General features: G+C 62.7%; 21 protein-coding genes and 1 rRNA gene. 10 read left to right on the top strand and 12 right to left on the bottom strand.

Annotated elements, in window-relative coordinates; all coding sequences use genetic code 11:
* Nucleotides 1-58 precede the first annotated feature (58 nt).
* Entirely contained in the window at nt 59-1516 is a 1458-nt protein-coding gene (locus HKX24_RS08465; RefSeq protein WP_271691781.1) for a cobyric acid synthase, read from the top strand.
* 32 nt (nt 1517-1548) lie between these two features.
* Here the strand turns inward: HKX24_RS08465 and HKX24_RS08470 are convergent, their stop codons facing one another.
* On the bottom strand, nt 1549-2661 hold the full coding sequence (locus HKX24_RS08470) for an S-(hydroxymethyl)glutathione dehydrogenase/class III alcohol dehydrogenase (RefSeq protein ID WP_271693838.1): 1113 nt from the start codon (nt 2659-2661) through the stop codon (nt 1549-1551).
* A gap of 90 nt (nt 2662-2751) precedes the next feature.
* Nucleotides 2752-3213 carry an Lrp/AsnC family transcriptional regulator gene (locus tag HKX24_RS08475; RefSeq protein WP_271691782.1) on the bottom strand — a complete coding sequence of 154 codons (462 nt, stop codon included), beginning with the start codon at nt 3211-3213 and terminating at the stop codon, nt 2752-2754.
* Between the two features lie 124 nt (nt 3214-3337).
* Between HKX24_RS08475 and HKX24_RS08480 the strand changes: the two genes are divergently transcribed.
* Entirely contained in the window at nt 3338-6739 is a 3402-nt protein-coding gene (locus HKX24_RS08480; RefSeq protein WP_271691783.1) for an indolepyruvate ferredoxin oxidoreductase family protein, read from the top strand.
* Here HKX24_RS08480 and HKX24_RS08485 read toward each other — a convergent pair.
* Nucleotides 6731-7828, bottom strand: a complete 1098-nt coding sequence (locus tag HKX24_RS08485; RefSeq protein ID WP_271691784.1) for a cupin domain-containing protein — start codon at nt 7826-7828, stop codon at nt 6731-6733. The two genes, HKX24_RS08480 and HKX24_RS08485, sit on opposite strands and share 9 nt — an antisense overlap.
* Nucleotides 7829-8268: 440 nt before the next feature.
* Here HKX24_RS08485 and HKX24_RS08490 point away from each other — a divergent pair, with 440 nt between their 5' ends.
* A complete protein-coding gene (locus tag HKX24_RS08490; protein WP_271691785.1) occupies nt 8269-9246 on the top strand; it encodes a response regulator in 978 nt (325 codons plus the stop codon).
* Between the two features lie 52 nt (nt 9247-9298).
* On the opposite strand, the gene HKX24_RS08495 is transcribed toward HKX24_RS08490, so the two are convergent.
* Together HKX24_RS08495 and HKX24_RS08500 are read right to left on the bottom strand one after the other, a co-directional pair.
* Nucleotides 9299-9667 carry a hypothetical protein gene (locus tag HKX24_RS08495; RefSeq protein WP_271691786.1) on the bottom strand — a complete coding sequence of 123 codons (369 nt, stop codon included), beginning with the start codon at nt 9665-9667 and terminating at the stop codon, nt 9299-9301.
* 1 nt (nt 9668) lies between these two features.
* On the bottom strand, nt 9669-9908 hold the full coding sequence (locus HKX24_RS08500) for an Lrp/AsnC family transcriptional regulator (protein ID WP_007120503.1): 240 nt from the start codon (nt 9906-9908) through the stop codon (nt 9669-9671).
* Between the two features lie 159 nt (nt 9909-10067).
* On the opposite strand from HKX24_RS08500, the gene hisB reads away from it, so the two are divergent.
* Complete coding sequence (gene hisB / locus HKX24_RS08505; RefSeq protein WP_271691787.1) at nt 10068-10655, top strand: imidazoleglycerol-phosphate dehydratase HisB; 588 nt, start codon at nt 10068-10070, stop codon at nt 10653-10655.
* 4 nt (nt 10656-10659) lie between these two features.
* Entirely contained in the window at nt 10660-11298 is a 639-nt protein-coding gene (gene hisH, locus HKX24_RS08510; protein WP_271691788.1) for an imidazole glycerol phosphate synthase subunit HisH, read from the top strand.
* Between the two features lie 180 nt (nt 11299-11478).
* On the opposite strand, the gene HKX24_RS08515 is transcribed toward hisH, so the two are convergent.
* A complete protein-coding gene (locus HKX24_RS08515; protein WP_271691789.1) occupies nt 11479-11868 on the bottom strand; it encodes a DUF2147 domain-containing protein in 390 nt (129 codons plus the stop codon).
* Between the two features lie 129 nt (nt 11869-11997).
* On the opposite strand from HKX24_RS08515, the gene hisA reads away from it, so the two are divergent.
* From hisA to HKX24_RS08530, 3 genes are read left to right on the top strand one after another with little or no spacing between them, the layout of a single operon-like run.
* Nucleotides 11998-12717, top strand: coding sequence for a 1-(5-phosphoribosyl)-5-[(5-phosphoribosylamino)methylideneamino]imidazole-4-carboxamide isomerase (hisA, locus tag HKX24_RS08520; protein ID WP_276153915.1), 720 nt, complete (start codon nt 11998-12000; stop codon nt 12715-12717).
* 3 nt (nt 12718-12720) lie between these two features.
* Nucleotides 12721-13482, top strand: coding sequence for an imidazole glycerol phosphate synthase subunit HisF (hisF, locus tag HKX24_RS08525; protein ID WP_067265192.1), 762 nt, complete (start codon nt 12721-12723; stop codon nt 13480-13482).
* On the top strand, nt 13479-13787 hold the full coding sequence (locus HKX24_RS08530; protein WP_271691792.1) for a phosphoribosyl-ATP diphosphatase: 309 nt from the start codon (nt 13479-13481) through the stop codon (nt 13785-13787). The genes hisF and HKX24_RS08530 overlap by 4 nt, the downstream gene beginning before the upstream one ends.
* Here HKX24_RS08530 and HKX24_RS08535 read toward each other — a convergent pair whose 3' ends face one another.
* Nucleotides 13788-14201, bottom strand: coding sequence for a CoA-binding protein (locus tag HKX24_RS08535; RefSeq protein ID WP_209219371.1), 414 nt, complete (start codon nt 14199-14201; stop codon nt 13788-13790).
* Nucleotides 14202-14395: 194 nt separating this feature from the next.
* Here HKX24_RS08535 and HKX24_RS08540 point away from each other — a divergent pair, with 194 nt between their 5' ends.
* Nucleotides 14396-15649 carry an acyl-CoA dehydrogenase family protein gene (locus HKX24_RS08540; RefSeq protein ID WP_271693839.1) on the top strand — a complete coding sequence of 418 codons (1254 nt, stop codon included), beginning with the start codon at nt 14396-14398 and terminating at the stop codon, nt 15647-15649.
* Nucleotide 15650: 1 nt separating this feature from the next.
* Nucleotides 15651-16427, top strand: coding sequence for an SDR family oxidoreductase (locus HKX24_RS08545; RefSeq protein WP_271691793.1), 777 nt, complete (start codon nt 15651-15653; stop codon nt 16425-16427).
* A gap of 6 nt (nt 16428-16433) precedes the next feature.
* Here HKX24_RS08545 and HKX24_RS08550 read toward each other — a convergent pair whose 3' ends face one another.
* The 5 genes from HKX24_RS08550 to rrf form a co-directional block, all read right to left on the bottom strand.
* Entirely contained in the window at nt 16434-17309 is an 876-nt protein-coding gene (locus HKX24_RS08550) for an acyl-CoA thioesterase II (RefSeq protein WP_067265201.1), read from the bottom strand.
* 85 nt (nt 17310-17394) lie between these two features.
* On the bottom strand, nt 17395-18429 hold the full coding sequence (locus HKX24_RS08555; protein ID WP_271691795.1) for a phosphotransferase family protein: 1035 nt from the start codon (nt 18427-18429) through the stop codon (nt 17395-17397).
* Complete coding sequence (locus tag HKX24_RS08560; protein ID WP_271691796.1) at nt 18429-19418, bottom strand: nitronate monooxygenase family protein; 990 nt, start codon at nt 19416-19418, stop codon at nt 18429-18431. Before HKX24_RS08560 ends, HKX24_RS08555 begins: the two co-directional genes overlap by 1 nt.
* A gap of 33 nt (nt 19419-19451) precedes the next feature.
* Nucleotides 19452-20270, bottom strand: coding sequence for an SDR family oxidoreductase (locus HKX24_RS08565; protein ID WP_271691798.1), 819 nt, complete (start codon nt 20268-20270; stop codon nt 19452-19454).
* Between the two features lie 220 nt (nt 20271-20490).
* Nucleotides 20491-20587, bottom strand: a 5S ribosomal RNA gene (rrf, locus tag HKX24_RS08570); the annotation flags it as partial.

A 20587-nucleotide genomic window follows, 5' to 3' on the forward strand; every position in this document is an offset into this window, starting at 1 on the left:
TGGGCTTTCCCCTGCCTCTGATTTGCGCCAATTTGTGCGAAACCAAGGGCGAGCAGACATGACCAAAGCCATCATGATCCAAGGCACCGGCAGCAATGTCGGCAAGTCGATGATCGTCGCCGGATTGATCCGCGCCTGCACCCGGCGTGGCCTGCGTGTGCGCCCTTTCAAACCGCAGAACATGTCCAACAACGCCGCCGTCACCAAAGACGGGGGCGAGATTGGCCGCGCGCAGGCGTTGCAGGCCCGGGCGGCGGGCGTGGCCCCGCATACGGATATGAACCCGGTGCTGCTGAAACCCCAGAGCGCCACCGGCGCGCAGGTGGTGGTGCAGGGTAGAATCGCAGGCCAGCAAGAGGCGCGGGAATTTGGCAGCAACAAAGCCAGCCTGATGCCCGCAGTGCTGCAATCCTTTCACCGTTTGGCCGAAAGCTGCGACCTGATCGTGATCGAGGGTGCGGGCTCCCCGGCTGAGACGAACCTGCGGGCGGGCGACATCGCCAATATGGGCTTTGCCCGCGCCGCCGGCGTGTCGGTGGTGCTGATGGGCGACATCGACCGCGGCGGGGTGATCGCGCAGATCGTCGGCACACAGGCCGTGCTCTCCCCCGAGGATAACGCGCTGATCCGCGGCTTTGCGGTGAACAAATTCCGCGGTGACCGCAGCCTCTTTGACGCAGGGCGCGATGACATCGCTACGCGTACCGGCTGGCCGAGCCTTGGGGTGATCCCGTGGTTCGACGCCGCCCACCGCCTGCCCGCCGAAGACGTGATGGACCTGCCCGCCCGCGCCCGCTCAGGCGGGTCGGGCTGTGTTATCGCCGTGCCGCGCCTGCCCCGGATCGCCAATTTCGATGACCTTGATCCGCTGGCCGCCGAGCCGGGCGTCGACCTGCGGATGATCATGCCTGGCAGCCCCCTCCCCGCCGAGGCCGATCTGGTGCTGATGGTCGGCAGTAAATCCACGATTTCCGACCTCGAAGCCTTCCGGGCCGAGGGGTGGGACATCGACCTTGCCGCCCATATCCGGCGCGGTGGCCATGTGCTGGGGCTTTGCGGTGGCTATCAGATGCTGGGCAAGACCATCACCGATCCCGAGGGGATCGAAGGCCCGGCGGCGCGGGTGGCGGGGCTGGGGCATCTGGACGTGGAAACCACGATGGCCCCGTTGAAACATCTGTCGGAAAAGGGCGGCCAGCACCCCGCCAGCGGCACCGCCCTCACTGGCTATGAGATCCATATCGGAGAAACCACCGGCCCCGATTGCGCCCGCGCGTGGCTGGCTTTCGACGGCACGCCCGAGGGCGCGGCCTCCCCTTCGGGCCGGGTGCAGGGGTGCTATATGCACGGGATCTTTAGCTCAGACGCCTTCCGCCGCGCCTATCTTGGCGGCTTCGGCGTCACCTCATCGCTGGATTTTGAAACCGGCGTGGAAGAGGCGCTGGACGCGCTGGCCGATCATGTCGAGACCTATATGGATGTCGACCTGTTCCTCTCCCTCGCGGCAGAGGTCTAGGCTGGAGAGCGCGCGGTCCTCCAGCCCAACGCTTAAAACTCGACGACCGCGCGGATCGATTCACCCTTGTGCATCAGATCGAAGCCTTCGTTGATCTGATCCAAAGTCAGTTTATGGGTGATCATCGGGTCGATCTCGATCTTGCCGCTCATGTACCAATCGACAATCTTCGGCACATCCGTGCGCCCCTTGGCCCCGCCAAAGGCGGTCCCGCGCCAAACCCGACCGGTGACCAGTTGGAAAGGCCGCGTCGAAATCTCGGCCCCCGCGGGTGCCACGCCGATGATGATGCTTTCCCCCCAGCCCTTATGCGCGCATTCCAGCGCGTCGCGCATGACTTTGGTGTTGCCGGTGGCGTCAAAGGAGTAATCGGCGCCGCCCTTGGTCAACTCGACCAGATGCCCCACCAGATCGCCGTCAACTTTCGAGGGGTTCACGAAATCGGTCATGCCAAAGTAACGCGCGGCCTCTTCCTTGTCGTCATTGAGGTCGACGCCCACGATCTGATCCGCCCCAGCCATGCGCAGGCCCTGAATGACGTTCAGACCGATGCCGCCCAGTCCAAAGACCACGCACCGCGCGCCCAACTCGACCTTGGCGGTGTTAATGACGGCACCGATGCCCGTGGTGACGCCACAGCCGATGTAGCAAATCTTGTCAAAAGGCGCGTCCTTGCGCACCTTGGCCAGCGCGATTTCGGGCACCACGGTGTGATTGGCGAAGGTCGAACAGCCCATGTAGTGGTGGATCGGCGTGCCATCCAGCATGGAGAAGCGGGTCGTGCCATCGGGCAGCTTGCCTTGGCCTTGGGTCACGCGGATCGCTTGGCACAGATTGGTCTTGCCGCTGAGGCAATACTCGCACTCCCGGCATTCTGGCGTGTAAAGCGGGATGACGTGATCGCCCGGCTCCAGTGTGGTCACACCCTCGCCCACTTCCAACACGACGCCCGCGCCCTCATGGCCGAGGATGGCGGGAAAGATGCCTTCGGGATCGTCGCCCGAACGGGTGAATTCATCGGTATGGCACAGACCGGTCGCCTTGATCTCGACCAAGACTTCGCCGCGTTTAGGCCCTTCGAGGTTCACCTCCATGATTTCAAGCGGTTTGCCGGCTTCAACGGCAACGGCGGCACGGGTTCTCATCATGGGTCTCTCCTTCGGGTGTGATCTCTGCCGCTTTATGGAGCACGCATGCGGCAAATGTCCAACGCAGAAAACGCTGCCCTGATCGCCTCAACCAGTAATCGGCGCGTCGGATTTAATCTGCCGCAGGATCACATTCGTCGTCGCCGAATTGACTGCGGGATGCAGGAACAGAAAGCTCTCTAAAAAGGCATTATAGGCGTCGATATCGCGGCAAAGCACGCGCAGGTGGTAGTCCGCTTGCCCCGTGGTGGCGAAACATTCCGTCACCTCCTTACGGCTTTGGATCGCGCGGATAAAACTGGCGAGGGCCGAGGCGTCATGCCGGGTCAAATGCACATGCACCATCGCCTCGAACCCCAGCCCCATCGCCTTGGGATCGACCACGGCGGCATAGCGTTTGATCACGCCTGCTTGCTCCAACGCCTTGACCCGCCGCCAGCAGGCGGAGGCGGAAATATTTAGCTTTTCGGCCAGTTGTGCGTTGGGCAGGCGCGAATCCTGCTGGAGCAGGAAGACAAGCTGCCGGTCCGTCGCATCCATTTCAGTCATCGGGTAAATCTTTCACTCTGAAAAGTTCTTCCGGATAATTTATCCGCGCGTCCACGGCAAAGCCAGCAAAACGGGTGCAAAAATTCACGCATTCTGCGGTATGCTCCCCAGTGAGGAGACCCCCATGACAGAACAACCGCGCGAATTTACCACTTATAAACTTGATGACCGCTATGATCAGACCGAAGGCCGCGTCTTTCTGACTGGGACGCAGGCACTAGTGCGCATCATGCTGGATCAGGCCCGGCGTGATCGCGCGGCTGGGTTAAATACCGCCGGTTTCGTCTCAGGCTATCGTGGCTCGCCTCTGGGAGGGCTCGATCTGGAATACTGGCGCATCAAGGACCGCGTGGCCGAGGCGGGCGTGAAGTTCCTTCCGGCGGTGAACGAAGACCTCGGCGCCACCGCGGTCTTGGGCGCGCAGCAGGCGCATCTCGACCCGCAGGCCGAGGTCGAGGGCGTGTTTTCGATGTGGTACGGCAAGGGCCCGGGGGTGGACCGCTCGGGCGACGCGCTGAAACATGGCAACGCCTATGGCTCCGCGCCCAAGGGCGGTGTGCTGGTTGTGGCCGGCGACGACCACGGCTGCGTGTCGTCGTCGATGCCGCACCAGTCCGACGTGGGCTTCATGTCGTGGTTCATGCCGACGCTGAACCCGGCTTCCGTCGCCGAATACCAAGCCTTCGGCGAATACGGCATCGCGCTGTCGCGTTTCTCGGGCACATGGGTCGGCTTCAAGGCGATCTCGGAAACCGTGGAGAGCGGCGCCTCGGTCGAGCTGACCCCGGACCGGGTGTTCAAGCAGCCTGACTACACCGCGCCCCCGGGCGGGCTGCATGTGCGCTTGGGCGATCTCCCCTCCCCCGAGATCGAGACGCGGCTGCATCACAAGCTCGACGCCGTGCAGGCCTTCATGCGCGCCAACCCGATCGATCGGCATATTTACGAGACGCAGGACGCCTCCTTCGGAATCGTCACCACCGGCAAGGGCCATCTCGACACGATGGAGGCGCTGCGGCTTCTGGGCCTCGACGAGGCCGACTGCCGCCGTCTCGGCATCGACATCTACAAGATCGGCATGGTCTGGCCGCTGGCGCTGGACGATGCGCTCGACTTCGTGAAGGGCAAACGCGAAGTGCTTGTGATCGAAGAGAAACGCGGCATCATCGAGAGCCAGTTCAAGGAGGCCTTCTACGACTGGCCCGGCTCCAAGCCCGCGCGGATGGTCGGCAAACATGACGAGAACTTGGAAGAACTGGTGCCCTGGACCGGGGAGCTGTCGCCGCTGAAGCTGGTGCCGATCATCGCCGCGCGCCTCGATGCCTTCTTCCCCGAAGAGAAGTTGCTCGAAAAAGCCCGCACGCTGACCGACCAGCCGCCCGTGCTGCTGAACGTCGAGGGCGCCACCCGCACCCCTTATTTCTGCTCCGGCTGCCCGCATAACTCCTCCACCAAGCTGCCGGAGGGGTCGAAGGCGAACTCCGGCATTGGCTGCCATGTCATGGCCTCGTGGATGGACCGCGAGACGGCCGGTTTCGCCCAGATGGGCGGCGAGGGCGTGCCGTGGATCGCGACTTCGATGTTTAACGGGAACAAGCACGTCTTCCAAAACCTTGGCGAGGGCACGTGGTATCACTCCGGTTCGCTGGCGATCCGGCAGGCGGTCGCGGCGAAGACCAACATCACCTACAAGATCCTCTACAACGACGCGGTCGCGATGACCGGCGGCCAGCCGGTGGACGGCCCCGTTTCCGTCGCCGCCATCGCGCAGGCCTGCCGTGCCGAGGGTGTGGAGCGCATCGCGCTGGTCTCGGACCGGCCCGAACTGCTTCCCAAGGGCGACTTCCCGGATGGCACCACATTCGACCACCGCGGAGATCTCGACCGCGTGCAGCGCGAGCTGCGCGAGATCCCGGGCGTCACCGTGCTGATCTACGAGCAGACCTGCGCCACCGAGAAGCGCCGCAAGCGCAAGCGCGGGCTGATGGACGACCCGAAGAAATTTGTGATGATCAACGATCTGGTCTGCGAGGGCTGCGGCGATTGCAGCCTCGAGTCGAACTGCCTGAGCGTCGAGCCGAAGAAGACCGAGTTCGGCACCAAGCGGCAGATCAACCAGTCCACCTGCAACAAGGATTACTCCTGCCTTAACGGCTTCTGCCCCTCCTTCGTGACGGTCGAGGGCGGCAGCCGCCGCAAACGCTCCGGCGCGGGGCTGGACGTGGCGGGGCTGTCGGCGCAGCTTCCTATGCCGGAATTGCCCAAGCTCGACCAACCCTTCAACCTGCTGGTGACCGGCGTCGGCGGCACCGGCGTGGTGACCGTGGGCGCGCTCATCACCATGGCCGCGCATCTCGAGGGGCTGGGCTCCAGTGTGCTGGATTTCACCGGTTTCGCGCAGAAGTTCGGCACCGTTCTGGGCTATGTCCGTCTGGCGAAACGCCCCGAGGAGGTGCATCAGGTGCGCATCGACCAGGGCGGCGCCGACGCGGTGATCGGCTGCGACATGGTTGTTAGTTCTGCGCCAAAAGCCTCGGCCCACTACAGGCGCGGGACGCAGATCGTGCTGAACCGCGCCGAGATGCCCACCGGCGATCTGGTGCTGAACCGCGATGCCGAGTTGCGCATGGACGACCGCGAGGCGGTGATCGCGCAGGCCGTGGGGGCCGAGAACCTTGCCGCCTTCGACGCCAACGCCATGGCCGAGAAACTGATGGGCGACGCGGTCTTTGCCAATGTGATGATGCTCGGTTTCGCTTGGCAGAAGGGGCTGGTGCCGGTCTCGCTCACAGCACTTGAGCAGGCGATCGAATTGAACGGTGTTGTTCCGGACAAGAACCGCGCCGCCTTTGGCTTTGGCCGGGTCATGGCGGGCAACCCGCAGGCGATTGAGGCGCATTTCGCCCCCGCGCCTGCGCCCGACGACAGTGTCGAAGGTCTGATCGCGCGGCGGATGGAGTTCCTGACCGGCTACCAGAACGCCGCCTATGCCCAGCGCTACAAGGCCAAGCTCAATGCGCTGGAGGGCAAGCTGCCCGAAGGCTCCGACGACCTGATGCGCGCGGCGGCGAAATCGCTCTTCAAGCTGATGGCTTACAAAGACGAATACGAGGTCGCGCGCCTGCACCGTCAAAGCGGCTTCGAGGAGCGCATCGCCGATACTTTCGAGGGCGACTACAAGGTGCATTACCACCTCGCCCCGCCCGCATGGCCCACCGGCACGGATGGCCGCGGACGCCCCAACAAGCGCCAGTTCGGCCCGTGGATGGGCCGTGCCTTTGACCTTCTGGCAGCGATGAAACCGCTGCGCGGCACATGGGCAGACCCGTTCGGCTACGGCGCCGACCGCAAGCTCGAGGTCGGTCTGATCGGCTGGTACGAAGATATCATGGCAAAGGCCCCCGCCCTGCCCCATGACGAGGCACTGACGGTGCTTTCCGCGCCGATGGAGATCCGCGGCTACGGCCCCGTTAAAGAGGCCGCAGTCGAGAAAGTGCAGGCCGAGGTGGCCGCGCGCCTAGGCTAAGAGCGTCGTCGAGAAATCACCGCGCAGCCCGGCTTCGAGCAATTCAAGGTCGGGCGAGCACTCGCTATATTGCGCCACCATGCCCGGCGGGATGACGAAGGCATCGCCTGCCTCCAATTGGCGCGGCTCCTGCCCTTCGGCGTTCAGGGTCATGCTGCCTTCCATGACGAAGCTGAAGTGAATGTCCGCGTCATGTTTGGCGGGCGGCGGCGTGCCACCGTCGAAACGCGCCACCTGAATGCCGGCCACGCCCTTGGTGCCTTTGGTGATCCCGGTGTCGCGCGCGACGAAGCCCGGAATACGGAAGGGCTGCCACTCGGCCCCCTCCTTCACGTGATGCACGAAAGTCTGGCCGTCCCATTCGCGTGCCGGATCGCCTTTGCCGTTCGGCAGGGTCATCTCGTGGTCGATGGTGGTGACATGTTCCGCAGGAACGCCGATCTCGATCACTTCGATCGAGGGCGAGGCTTCGACAACGCGATGGCGGATGCCCGGCGGCTGGGTCACGCAATCCCCGGCATGGAGCCGGATCACATCGCCCTGATCCTCGTAAAGCACATCAACCCAGCCCCGGTAGCAATAGATCAGTTGGAAGCCAACGGTGTGGTAATGCACCATGTCCGGCACCGGGCCGCCGTCGGGGATGCGGATGTGGCTGGCGATGATTGAGCCGCCGAGGCGCGACGGGATGAGATCGCGGTAGTGCATCCCCGCGCGGCCGATCACCCATGGGGCCTCATCCGCCAGCCGCCGCACGGCGAACTCATGCTGTGTCTCGGGCTGGTCCACGCGGGGGCTGCGCGGGAGGATATCGATCTTCGTGCCATTGGGCGCCGTAAGTTCTCGCTGGCCCTCTGCGATACTGTCGGGCGCATCGGTTAGCAGGCGCAGATGCCCCGGTGCCACATCCGCCCCCCGTTCAAGCCTCACACGCACCCCATGGCCCGAAAAACTGGCCACCGAAGGATCATCCGCGGGAAAAATCGTCTCAAGCCGCATGCCCAGCACTTTGGTGAAGAAAGGCAGATCCTCCCTAAGCTCCCGCGTGGGCAACAAGAATTCCGCCAAAACATCATCGGGCAAACGCATTTAACTCATCCTCTTCACGTATCGCGCCGCAGTTGAGCGCGCGACAGGCAAAGCGTCAACTGGGCGTTACGCACCACAGCCGATAAAGTTCCCCCGACCGCTCATTTTCGACCAGCGAGTCGCAGCGCGAAATTCGCGCAATCACAAGAACCGCAAATTCTCGCCCCGATTTCGCACCCTCACGCGCCCAATAGCGCCTGAAAGCCTGCACAATTTCCACGCAATCACCTCCCGTAATTCGGGAAAGCAAGGGGCCACGGCCATCTCTCTTCGCCAATTCAATGGTTTCGCGAGGCTTCAAAATATGGTTAATAATTTATGCAACGGCACAAGGTATTGGTGCAGAAGCGTCACAATTTCGCCGGGTTTATACGACTAGATATGAACAGATTATAAAGACACCCGGACTGCCCGTCTGCCCCACGAAAGAGGTGCCAAAAATGAAAATTCTTGCTGTCGACGATGACCCATTTATCCGCGAATTGCTGCCCGTTGTTTTCCGCGAAGCCGAGTACCCCGATTTGACATTGGCCGCCTCCGGCACTGCCGCTCTGGAACTGCTCGAAACCACTAAAGAACATTTCGACTGCCTGCTCTTGGACATCGAGATGCCCGAGATGGACGGCATCACACTATGCCGCCGCATCCGCACGCTGGAAGCCTATCAGGACACACCGATCCTGATGGTGACCTCACGCGCCGACGCGACTGCGATCGAAAGCGCCTTTGCCGCCGGGGCCAACGACTATGTGACCAAACCTTTCGACGTGAAGGACATCGCAACCCGCGTGCATATCGCCGAGCGGATGTTGGAGAACACCCAGCGCGCCCCGCGCCTTGATCCGCAGCATTTGAAAGACGCGGGCAAGCCCGGTGTCCACGATTTTGCGCTGGCCGATCCTGTGCATATCAATGGGGTCGATCAATTGGTGCTGCCCTTCTCCTTGGGCAATTACCTGTCGCAGCTTTCGCGCCAACACCTTGATATCTGTCAGGTCTTCGCGGCCAAAATCGAACATATCGATGAGCTTTACGCGACCTGCAACACCGCCGAATTCGCCCGCGCCATCGCCGCTGCGGCCGAGGCCATCGCGCGCGTGGTCGATTGCCCCCAACTGCTGATGACCCATAACGGATCTGGCACGCTCTTGTGCATCGTGACAGGTGACAGCCTGCCCGCGTGGCCCGAGATCGAGGTGCTCATCCAAGGGGAGCTGGACGGCATGGACCTGCGCCATGACGACAACAGCCCGATGGCGGTGATGCTCTCCGTGGGTGGCCCGATCCAGCCCAATGCCAGCCGCACTCAGCGGGTCAGAAAGACATTCGACCGCGCCATTCGCCGCGTGGCGATGCGGCAGAAGGTCAAGCTCGACACGCCCCCGACCGAGAAACCCTCGGTCTCCGCCGCCCATTGACGACAAGGCAATCGCCTCAAGAAAAACCCGCCTCATGGGCGGGTTTTCGCATTCAGTTGATGGGGAATTGCACCAAACAGCGTTCGGCGATGCGGCGGTAATCCTCAAGCGTGTCAGGCACGCTGCGCCGATCGCGCATCACCTCCATCGCGGCGCGTTTCTGCGCCCAAGTCCCCTCAATGTGGCGGTCGAGAATGCGCACGGTCACGCCCAGCATCACATTCTTCTCCCCCTCGCCAATCAACTCCGCCGCGGAAAGTGCCACCGCCGTCAGCGCCAGCGTATTGGCGCAGCGCAGGGCCGCGGCTTCGCGCCCCTCATAGACCCGCGTACCCGCCGTGGCCGTGCCGGGAAAGGCCACGAGCGCGGCGATCGACAAAGCAGAACAGACGGCTGCTGTCAGGATGAGCTGGCGCGCCACCTCAAAAGACCTTGAAGGTCATCGTGGTCAAAGACCGCTCGATGCCTTCGATGTCCAACAGATTGTCATTGATGTAGACGCCCACATCTTCGCCCTTCGGAATATAAAGCTTCATCAAAAGATCATATTCGCCTGAGGTGGAATAAAGTTCGGAATGAATTTCGCGCAGGGCGATCTCTTCGGCCACACGATAGGTCGTGCCCGGTCGGCAGCGGATCTGGATGAATACGCAGGTGGTCATGTCGCGCCTCTTTCTGGGATTTGGTTCAAGCTGACATATGGGCCCTGCCCCCGCAATCCCCGATCGCGCTGCCCGTGCCTAACGGCGTTTCACCGCTTGGGCTTGGCGCGGCGGCAGGCCCTGTTATAAGGGCGCAGCAATTGCCTTCGGAGATGCCCCATGCGTCGCAGCACCCTGACCCGCACCACTGCCGAAACCGACATCACGGTCGAGATCAACCTCGACGGCACCGGCAGCTATGACAATGAAACCGGCGTCGGCTTTTTTGATCATATGCTCGACCAACTGTCGCGCCACTCGCTGATCGACATCAAAGTGCGTGCCAAGGGCGATCTGCACATCGACGACCATCACACCGTCGAAGATGTGGGCATCACGCTGGGCCAAGCACTGTCCCAAGCGCTCGGCGACAAACGCGGCATCCGCCGCTACGGATCTTGCCTGCTGGCGATGGACGACGCGCAGATCCGCTGCGCGCTCGACCTCTCTGCGCGGCCCTTTCTGATCTGGAACGTGGATTTCCCCACCAGCAGCATCGGCAAGTTCGACACTGAACTGGTCCGTGAGTTCTTCCAGGCGTTCAGCACCCATGGCGGCATCACCCTACATGTCGACGCGCTCCACGGGTTCAACAGCCACCACATCGCCGAAGCCGCTTTCAAATCCGTCGCCCGCGCCCTGCGCGAAGCGGTCGAAACCGACCCCCGCAAAGCAGACGCCATTCCCTCGACCAAGGGTGCCTTGTAAACCAATGCTGACAGCAATCATCGACTACGAATCCGGCAACCTGCACTCCGCGCATAAAGCCTTCGAGCGTATGGCCCGCGAGCATGACGCAGGCGAGGTCACGGTGACCTCGGATGCCGAGGTCGTGGCCCGCGCCGACCGTCTGGTCCTGCCCGGCGATGGCGCCTTTCCGGCCTGTATGGCCGCCCTGAAAGGGGCCGGCGGCCTCTATGACGCGATGGTCGAGGCGGTCGAGGAAAAGGGCCGCCCCTTCCTCGGCATCTGTGTCGGCATGCAACTGATGGCCAGCATGGGCCGCGAATATGAAGACACCCCCGGTCTGGGCTGGATCGGTGGCGAGGTGACCCAGATCACCCCGAAAGACCCGAAGCTCAAAGTCCCCCATATGGGCTGGAACGACTTGGTGATCGACCACGACCACCCGGTCTTCGAGGGGCTACAAACCGGCGATCACACCTATTTCGTGCACAGCTACCACATGGCCGTCGCCAACCCCGCCGAACGTCTGGCCCATGTCGAATACGGCGGCAAAGTCACGGCGATCATCGGCCGCGACACGATGCTGGGCATGCAGTTTCACCCGGAGAAAAGCCAAACCACCGGCCTGCGGCTGATCTCGAACTTCCTGACTTGGGCGCCTTAACCCGCGCCGCGCCTGTTGAAACGTCGGAAGGTATTTAAGAAAGGATGAAGATGAAGAAAGTTCCTCTTCAACTTCATCCTTTTACAAATACCTCTGCGCTGCGCTTTCCTCACGCAAAACGCAATGAAGGCGCGAAGGACTAGCCCCGCGCCTTCAAACCTTCGTAGAGATGCTCGGCCCTTACTTGATGCGAGCCCAGGTCTGTTTCGAGCAGATCAGCCCACCCGCGACGCAGCCCGAGAGCTTCAGCGAGTTGCCTGAGACATTCATCTTCCCGATGTAGATTTTGCCGTTCGACGGACGCCAAACCTTACCGGCGTATTTGCCGCCGCCCTGAGGCTTCATGTCGATGACGAGCGTTTTGCCGATATTGGGAGAGTTATATTCGCCGCTGCCGTTGAAGGTGCGCGCGATGGTGCCGCAGATCGCCCCGCCGCAGGGGGCCATTTTGACATGGGCAAAGGCGCCGTCATCCACTTGAGTTTTCCAAGTACCGACTGCCGGATCCGCGGCATGGGCGGCGCTGGTCAGGCCAAGGCCCAGAAGGGCCGCTGCAAAAAGCTGTTTCATGATCTCTCCTCCCGATCTGACTTTAGTGTTAGCCAGAACTTTCAATCGGGCAAGACTGACCTAGGGTCGCGTTGCAAAATCCCTGGCGACGTGCAAAAGGAAAGCGACTTCTCTAACAAGGGCCCGGCCATGATCCTTTACCCCGCTATCGATCTCAAAGACGGTCAGGCCGTGCGCCTTGTGCATGGCGACATGGACCGTGCCACCGTTTTTAACGACGATCCCGCCGCACAGGCGCTTAGCTTTGTCGAAGCGGGCTGTGATTGGTTGCATCTTGTTGACCTCAATGGCGCTTTTGCCGGGACCCCGGTGAACGCCGCCCCGGTGGAGGCGATTTTGAAAGCCTGCAAAGTGCCTGCGCAATTGGGCGGGGGCATTCGCGATATGGCGACGATCGAGGGCTGGTTGGATAAGGGCCTCGCGCGGGTCATTCTGGGCACCGTGGCGGTTGAGAACCCCGGACTGGTCCGCGAGGCGGCGCACGCCTTTCCCGGGCAAGTTGCTGTGGGGATCGACGCACGGAATGGAAAGGTCGCGACCAAGGGTTGGGCGACGGAGACCGATGTCATGGCCACCAACCTCGCGAAATCCTTTGAGGACGCAGGTGTGGCCGCGATCATTTACACCGATATCATGCGGGATGGTGCAATGGGCGGGCCCAATGTCGAAGCGACAGCCGATCTGGCGCGGGCGGTCTCGATTCCGGTCATCGCCTCGGGCGGGGTATCCTCGCTCGAAGACCTGGGGGCGCTGCGCGACACGGGCGTAATCGAGGGCGCGATTTCGGGCCGGGCGCTTTACGATGGCGCGATTGATCTGACCGACGCCATGAAGATGTTGAAGGGCTGAGCCATGCTGAAGACCCGCATCATCCCTTGTCTCGACGTGGCCGATGGCCGTGTGGTCAAGGGTGTGAACTTCGTCGGCCTGCGTGATGCGGGCGACCCGGTGGATGCCGCGATTGCCTATGATGCGGCGGGGGCGGATGAGCTTTGTTTTCTCGACATCCACGCCACCCATGAGAACCGCGGCACGATGTTCGATCTGGTCACCCGCACCGCTGAGCATTGCTATATCCCGCTGACCGTGGGCGGCGGCGTGCGGACCGTGGCGGATGTGCGGGCCTTGCTGCTGGCGGGGGCCGATAAGGTCAGCTTCAACTCCGCCGCCGTGGCGAACCCGGATGTGATCGCCGAAGCGGCGGATCACTTTGGCAGCCAGTGCATCGTCTGCGCGATTGACGCCAAGACCGTAAGCCCCGGCAAATGGGAGATTTTCACCCATGGCGGGCGTAAGCCCACGGGCATCGATGCCGTGGAATTTGCCCGCACCGTGGCCGCCAAGGGCGCCGGGGAAATCCTGCTGACCTCGATGGACCGCGATGGCACCAAACAGGGGTTCAACCTGCCCCTGACCCGCGCCATTTCCGATGCCGTATCGGTGCCGGTGATCGCCTCCGGTGGGGTCGGTAATTTGGATCATCTCGTGGACGGGGTGATCGAAGGGGGTGCCTCGGCGGTGCTGGCAGCCTCGATCTTTCACTTTGGCGAATATACCGTGCAGGAGGCCAAACAGCATATGGCCGCCGCTGGCATTCCAATGAGGCTTTCATGACGCTTGATGACCTTTACGCCACCATTCTGAGCCGCAAAAGCGCCGATCCGTCAAGCAGTTGGACCGCGCAACTGCTGGCCAACGGGCCAGAGAAATGCGCCGAAAAGTTCGGCGAAGAGGCGGTCGAAGCGATCATTGAGGCGGTGAAGGATGACCGCAAAGGTCTGACCTCGGAAGCCGCCGATGTGCTCTACCACCTGTTGGTGATGCTGGCCGTGCGGGATGTGCCGCTGAGCGATGTGCTGGATGAGTTGGCGCGGCGGCAATCGACCTCCGGCATCGCCGAAAAGGCCGCGCGGAAATAATCAACCCAGCAGGCGCGGGATTTCCACCTTGGGGCAGCGGTCTTGGATCACGTCCACGCCGCGTGCTTCGGCCTTGGCCGCCGCTTCGGCATTGGTGATGCCCATTTGCATCCAGATTGTCTCAAGCTCGGGGAAAGCCTCCAGCGCCTCATCCACGACGGGGGGCACATCCTCGGACCGGCGGAAAATATCGACCATTTGCACCGGCGGGTCGATCTCGGCCAGAGTGGCGACGATGGTCTTGCCAAAGACTTCCTTGCCCGCGTGCACCGGGTTTACCGGCACCACGTCATACCCTTTTTGCGCAAGGTATTCAGCGACATAGTGGCTCGGCCGCGCCGGATTGGGAGAAACACCGACCACCGCGATGCGGCGGGTGCGGGTGAGAACGTCTTTGATCAATGCATCTGTCATGGGCTGAACTTAAGCGCCTGCGCGCGGGTTTCAACGGCTTAATGACGCGGCGTAAAGCCTGCCGCCCCCTGCCCGCGATTGGCAAGGCCGCGGCGATTGCATAGGCTCGCCCCAAAGGGCCGCCTGCGGAGGAACCGGGCGGCACCGCGAACCATCATCACCGGGAGCATAGGATGATCGATCAGACCTTGGATATGAACAATCTCGAAATGTCGGAGAAGGCCAAGCCACTGCTGGCGGCGGTCATCAAGCACATCCGCGAGAATGTCGATCCGATCACCGAGGAGTTCTTTCGCCTTGGCGAAGGCCGCGCCGACCGCTGGTCCTATGCGCCCGGTCAGTTGGAATTGCTCGACGGGGCCAAGCAAAAAGCGCGGGAGGCGGGATTGTGGAACTTCTTCCTGCCCAATGCCCAAACCGGTGAAGGGCTGGCGAACCTTGATTACGCCTATATCGCCGCCGAATTGGGCAAAAGCCCGCTGGCGCCGGAAAGCCTGAACTGCTCCGCCCCGGATACCGGTAATATGGAGGTGTTGGAACGCGTCGGCACGCCTGAACAGAAAGAGCGCTGGCTGAAGCCGCTGCTGGCGGGCGAGATCCGCTCGGCCTTTGCCATGACGGAGCCTGATGTCGCCTCTTCGGATGCGCGAAACATCTCCACCAGTGCTGTGCTGGATGGCGACGATTGGGTGATCAACGGCGAGAAGTTCTACATCTCGGGCGCGGGCGATCCGCGTTGCAAGATCATGATCGTCATGGTGAAAACCTCGCCCGAGGCCGAGACTTTCCGCCAGCAGAGCCAAATTCTCGTGCCCATGGACACGCCGGGGGTGGAGATCCTCGGGCCGATGCATGTCTTTGGCCATGACGACGCGCCGCATGGGCATATGCATATCCGTTTCACCGATGTGCGGGTGCCGCGTGAAAACGTGCTTTGGGGCGAAGGGCGCGGGTTCGAGATCAGTCAGGTGCGCTTGGGGCCGGGGCGGATTCACCACTGCATGCGCTCGATCGGGGCGGCGGAGAAGGCGCTGGACCTGATGATCGAACGCGGGCTGGGGCGCGAGGCTTTTGGCAAGAAGATCATCGACCTCGGCAAGAACATGGAAACGATCAGCCGCGCGCGGATCGACATCGAAGCCATGCGGCTGATGGTGTTGAAAGCGGCCAAGGCGATGGATGTCTTGGGCAATAAAGAGGCCCGCATCTGGGTCAGCATGATCAAGGCGCTGGTGCCGGAAAAGGCCTGCGAGATCATCGACGCCTCTATGCAGGTGCATGGGGCGACGGGGATGAGCCAGTGGAGCCCGCTCTCGGGCATGTACACATGGCAGCGCGCGCTGCGCTTTGCCGATGGGCCGGATGAGGTCCACCATCAGGTCATCGCGCGGGCCGAGGTGAAGGCGTTTCAAGCGTCGAACAGGCGCGGCTCGGACGGCGAGAGCTGATATGGAGCTCGCGGGCCGCGTCATCGTTATCACCGGGGCCGCCAGCGGCATCGGGCGGGCCTTGGCGCTGCGCTTTGCCAAGGAAGCGCCTGCGCATATCGTCTGCGTGGACGTCGACAGCGCGGGGGCCGAGGCGACAGCGGCTGAGGTAGGCGGCACGGCCTTCCGCGTCGATGTCGCGCGAGAGGCGGAGATCGCCGCGCTGATCGCCACCGTCGAGCGTGACATCGGACCGATTGATCTTTTCTGCTCTAACGCCGGTATCTCGGTCGAGGGCGGCGTGGAGGTGCCGGATGCCGAGTGGCAGCGCATTTGGGAGATCAACGTGATGAGCCATGTGCGCGCGGCGCGGCATCTGGTGCCGCTGATGCGGGCGCGCGGGGGTGGCTATCTGCTCAACACCGCCTCGGCGGCGGGGCTGCTTAATCAGGTCGGCGCTGCGCCCTATGGGGTGACAAAACACGCCGCCGTCGGCCTCGCCGAATGGCTGGCGATGAGCTATGGCGACGACGGAATCAAGGTCTCTGTGCTCTGCCCGCAAGCGGTCCGGACCGAGATGATGCGCGGACTGGAGGACCATGTCGCCGCGATTGACGGCATGTTGGAGCCTGAGCCGGTGGCCGAAGCCTGCGTGCAGGCGATCCGCGATGAGGTCTTTCTGGTGCTGCCGCATCCGCAGGTGCGCGACTATATACAAGGCAAAGCGCAGGATTATGACCGCTGGATCGGCGGAATGCGCAAGCTGAACCGTCGCTTTGGGGCCGCGAAAGACAGCTAGCGGCCCTTAGCTCTCCCCCTTGGGCCGGATCGGGCGCAGCAGCCCCTCCTGCGCCACGCTCGCCACCAACTGCCCGTTTTGATTGTAGATCATCCCACGGTTGAACCCCCGCGCGCCGCCGGTGAATGGCGCGTCGAGCGCATAGAGGTGCCATTCGTCAAAGCGGATCGGCGCGTGAAACCACATGGCGTGATCAAGGCTGGCCGTCATCACCTTGCCCTGAAACCATGTCAGCCCATGAGGCCGCAGGGAGGAGCCGAGCAGGTTCATGTCCGAGGCATAGGCAAGCAGCGCGTGCTGCATCACCGGGTTCTGCCCTTCGGCGGCCCCCATGCGAAACCACAGATAGTTGCGGTCGCTGACCTTTTCCGGCGTCATGAAATCGCGCGGCTCAACCTCGCGGATCTCGATGGGGCGCTCGCGCAGGAAATCTCCGCGGTATTTCTCGGGCAGTTTTTCGGCAAAAGCCTCGCGCAGTTCGGGCCGGTCCGGCCAGTTTTCCGGGGCCGAGACCTGCGGCATCTCATGCTGCCAATCAAACCCCTCCTCTTCGACCTGAAACGAGGCAGAGAGGTTCAGGATCTGCTTGCCATGCTGGATCGCCACCACACGCCGGGTCGTGAAACTGCCCCCGTCGCGGGCGCGGTCGACCTGATAGATCACCGGAATTTTCGGGTCGCCGGGCCGGATGAAATAGGCATGAAGCGAATGGCAGGCCCGGTCTGGCACCGTCCGGTAAGCCGCCATCAGCGCCTGCGCGATGACATGACCGCCGAAAATCCGCATCGAGGTCTCACCCCCGGCACCCGTGCCCCGAAACAGATCGACCTCAAGCTGTTCGATATCCAACAGATCAAGCAATTGCCGCGCAGCATTGGTCATGAGTCATCCTTTCGGGCCGGGGTGTTTCGGCCCTAGCAACAGGTTTTCACCGCAAAGCTCAAGCGCCAAACGCCCCGCCGACCGCTCAGCGGTCGCGATCCAGCGCCTCCAGCCCGTGGCGCGCAAAAACCGGGACGTATTGCCCTAATTTCAACCCGTATTCGGGGTTTGAAGCATTGCCCTCCAAGGCGCGTTTCAACACGCCTTGGATGATCGCCGCCATGCGGAAAAAGCAAAAGGCGAGGTAATAGCCGAAATTGTCGATGCCCTTCAGCCCGCGCCTGCGGCAATAGGCGGCGATGAATTCGGCATCGGTAGGCAGGCCAAGCGCCTTGCGGTCCACCCCGGCCAAGCCGCGCCCCTCGGCCCCCACGGGCATCTGCCATTGCATGATGACGGCGGCGAGATCGGCAAAAGGATGGCCGATGGTCGACAGTTCCCAATCCAAAACCGCACGGCAGGCGGTGCCATGGGTGTCGAAGATCATATTGTCGATCCGGTAATCGCCATGCACCAACGTGCGCTGCCCGTCGTCCTCGGGCTGCTCGGCGCTGAGGCGCTGCATCAGCCTATCCATATCCGGCTGCGGCTCGGTCTCCGAAGCGCGGTATTGTTTCGACCAGCGCGCCACCTGCCGCTCGAAATAGTTACCCGGCGGGCCATAGTCTGACAGCCCCGCCGCGTCGATATCGACCTCATGCAGCGCGGCCAGCACGCCATTCATCTCATCCATGACCGCGCCGCGCTCTGCCGGGGTAAGCTCCGGCAGCGTGGGGTCGTTGAAGTTGCGCCCCGGGACATGGTCCATGACATAGAACATCGAGCCGATGACGCTCTCATCCTCACAGAGTAAATGCATCCGCGCGACAGGCACCTGACTGCCGGCCAAAGCCTTCTGCACCCGAAACTCCCGATCCACCGCATGGGCCGATTTCAACAGCACCCCCGGGGGTTTGCGGCGCAGCACATAGTCATGCGCCGGGGTCGAAAGCAGGAATGTCGGATTGGACTGCCCGGCCTGAAACTTCGTGACCTCCAGCGGCCCGGCAAAGCCCGGCAGGTTCGCCTCCAACCAGCGGCAAACAGCGTCTTCGTCTAGGGTTTGGGTATCCGTGCTCACTATGCGAACTCCGCTGCCAACCTTGCGCCAGCGGCGCGATACTCCGCCTCGATACGGTCCACCAAGTCGGCCGCGCCACCAATCTCTTTGACAGCGCCAATCCCCTGCCCCGCGCCCCAAATTTCCTTCCACGCTTTGGGCTTGGACGAGCCCGAGCCGAAGTTCATCGAAGAGGCATCCGCCGATGGCAGATTGTCCGGGTCGAGCCCCGCCGCCTCAATCGATGGGCGCAGATAGTTGCCAGACACCCCGGTGAAGAGCGAAGAGGTCACAATGTCATCCGCCCCGCCCGAGACGATCATATCCTTGTAGCCCGGCACGGCGTTCGCCTCTCGCGTGGCGATGAAGGCCGAGCCCATATAGCCCAGATCGGCCCCCATGGCGCGGGCCGCTAACAGCCCCTCGCCCGTGGCCAAGGCGCCGGAGAGCAAAAGCGGCCCGTCGAACCATTCGCGGATTTCGCGGATCAGCGCGAAGGGCGATTGCGGCCCCGCATGGCCCCCGGCCCCCGCGGCCACGGCAATCAGCCCATCCGCGCCCTTTTCGATCGCCTTGCGCGCGAAACGGTTGTTGATGACGTCATGCAGCGTCACGCCGCCACAGGAATGTGCGGCCTCGTTCACCTCAACCCGCGCGCCGAGCGAGGTGATCCAGATCGGCACTTTGTGTTTGACGCAAATCTCAAGATCACGCTCCAACCGCGCGTTCGACCGATGCACGATCTGGTTGACCGCGAAAGGGGCCGCGGGCCGGTCGGGGTTCTCTTGATTGTGCTTGTCCAAGGCTTCGGTGATCTGGGTCAACCAAACATCCAACAAGGGCGGCTCACCCTCCGCCTCCCGCGCGTTCAGCGCCGGGAAAGACCCGACGATCCCCGCCTTGCACTGCGCTATGACCAGCTCGGGCCCCGAGAGAATGAACATCGGCGAGGCGACCAGCGGCAGGCGCAGGCCGCGCAGGGCTTGGGGTAGATGGCTGTCGTCACGCATATGGAGTCTCCGTTCGGGGGCTATCGTTCGGCATCACAATGCCTTTTCAAAAATATTCGGTCCCGACATCACATTGATGCCGCCGCTGACCGGGATCACGGCCCCGGTGACATAGGCGCCGCCGCACCCGCAGAGAAACAACATGCAGCCCGCGATATCTTCATCCCGCCCAACACGGCCAAGCGGGACATCCTGCCCCACCGCGGCCCGCGTCTTCTCATCGCCCGTGGCGAAAGCCGTCATGCGCGAAACGAAGGGCCCCGGCGCCAGTGCGTTCACGGTGATCCCTTCCCCGGCCAATTCCTTGGCGAGGATTTTACTCAAATGAATGACTGCCGCCTTGGACGCGGCATAGCTATAGGCGCCGTCGCCCATCTCGCGCTCCCCCATGACCGACCCGACATTGACGACCCGCGCGGGATCATCCGCCGTGGCCCCGGTGCTGAGAAGCGGCAACAACTTTTGCGTGAGATCGAAGAGCCCGGCGACATTTACGCCCATGACCTTGTCCCAAGCCCGGTAAGGGAACTGCCCCAAGGGCGCGCCCCAAGTCACGCCCGCGTTGTTCATCAAGATATGCAGCCGATCGCTACGCGCCTGAACCTCAGCCACGAGCGCATCCACGCCAGCCTCAGTCCCCACATCGCCCGCGAACCCTTCGGCGCTGCCCCGCGCGCCGAGCGCATTCAGCTCATCGGCCACCGCCGCGCAAGACTCTCCTTTCCGGCTGGCTAAAAGGACCCGCGCCCCGGCCCGCACCAAAGCCTCCGCCGCCATCCGCCCGATGCCCGTGGCCCCGCCGGTGATCAAAGCGGTCTTTCCCTCCAAGCCAAAGAGCGTCTCGATATCCATGCCCCGCCTCCCAACGTCGACTGTCGCCGCTACTGTGACAGGGCTTTGGGCAGCGTCAAGCGGATGCCCAACACAGGCTCGGATAACCGGACGTCATATGGTTCTTGCAGGCCGGGAGATTCCCCCCCCCCTCCAACGCAAAACCGCCGCGGCTTTGAGCTGCGGCGGTTTTGTTATACTGATCATCGTCGAGAGATACTGTAGTCTAGGAACTTATTAGGTTTGGCGATGACCTACTCTCCCACGTCTTAAGACGCAGTACCATCGGCGCTACGGCACTTAACGGCTGGGTTCGGGATGGGACCAGGTGTTTTGCT

This window comes from Sulfitobacter sp. M85 (assembly GCF_029285915.1).
GTDB lineage: Bacteria > Pseudomonadota > Alphaproteobacteria > Rhodobacterales > Rhodobacteraceae > Sulfitobacter > Sulfitobacter faviae.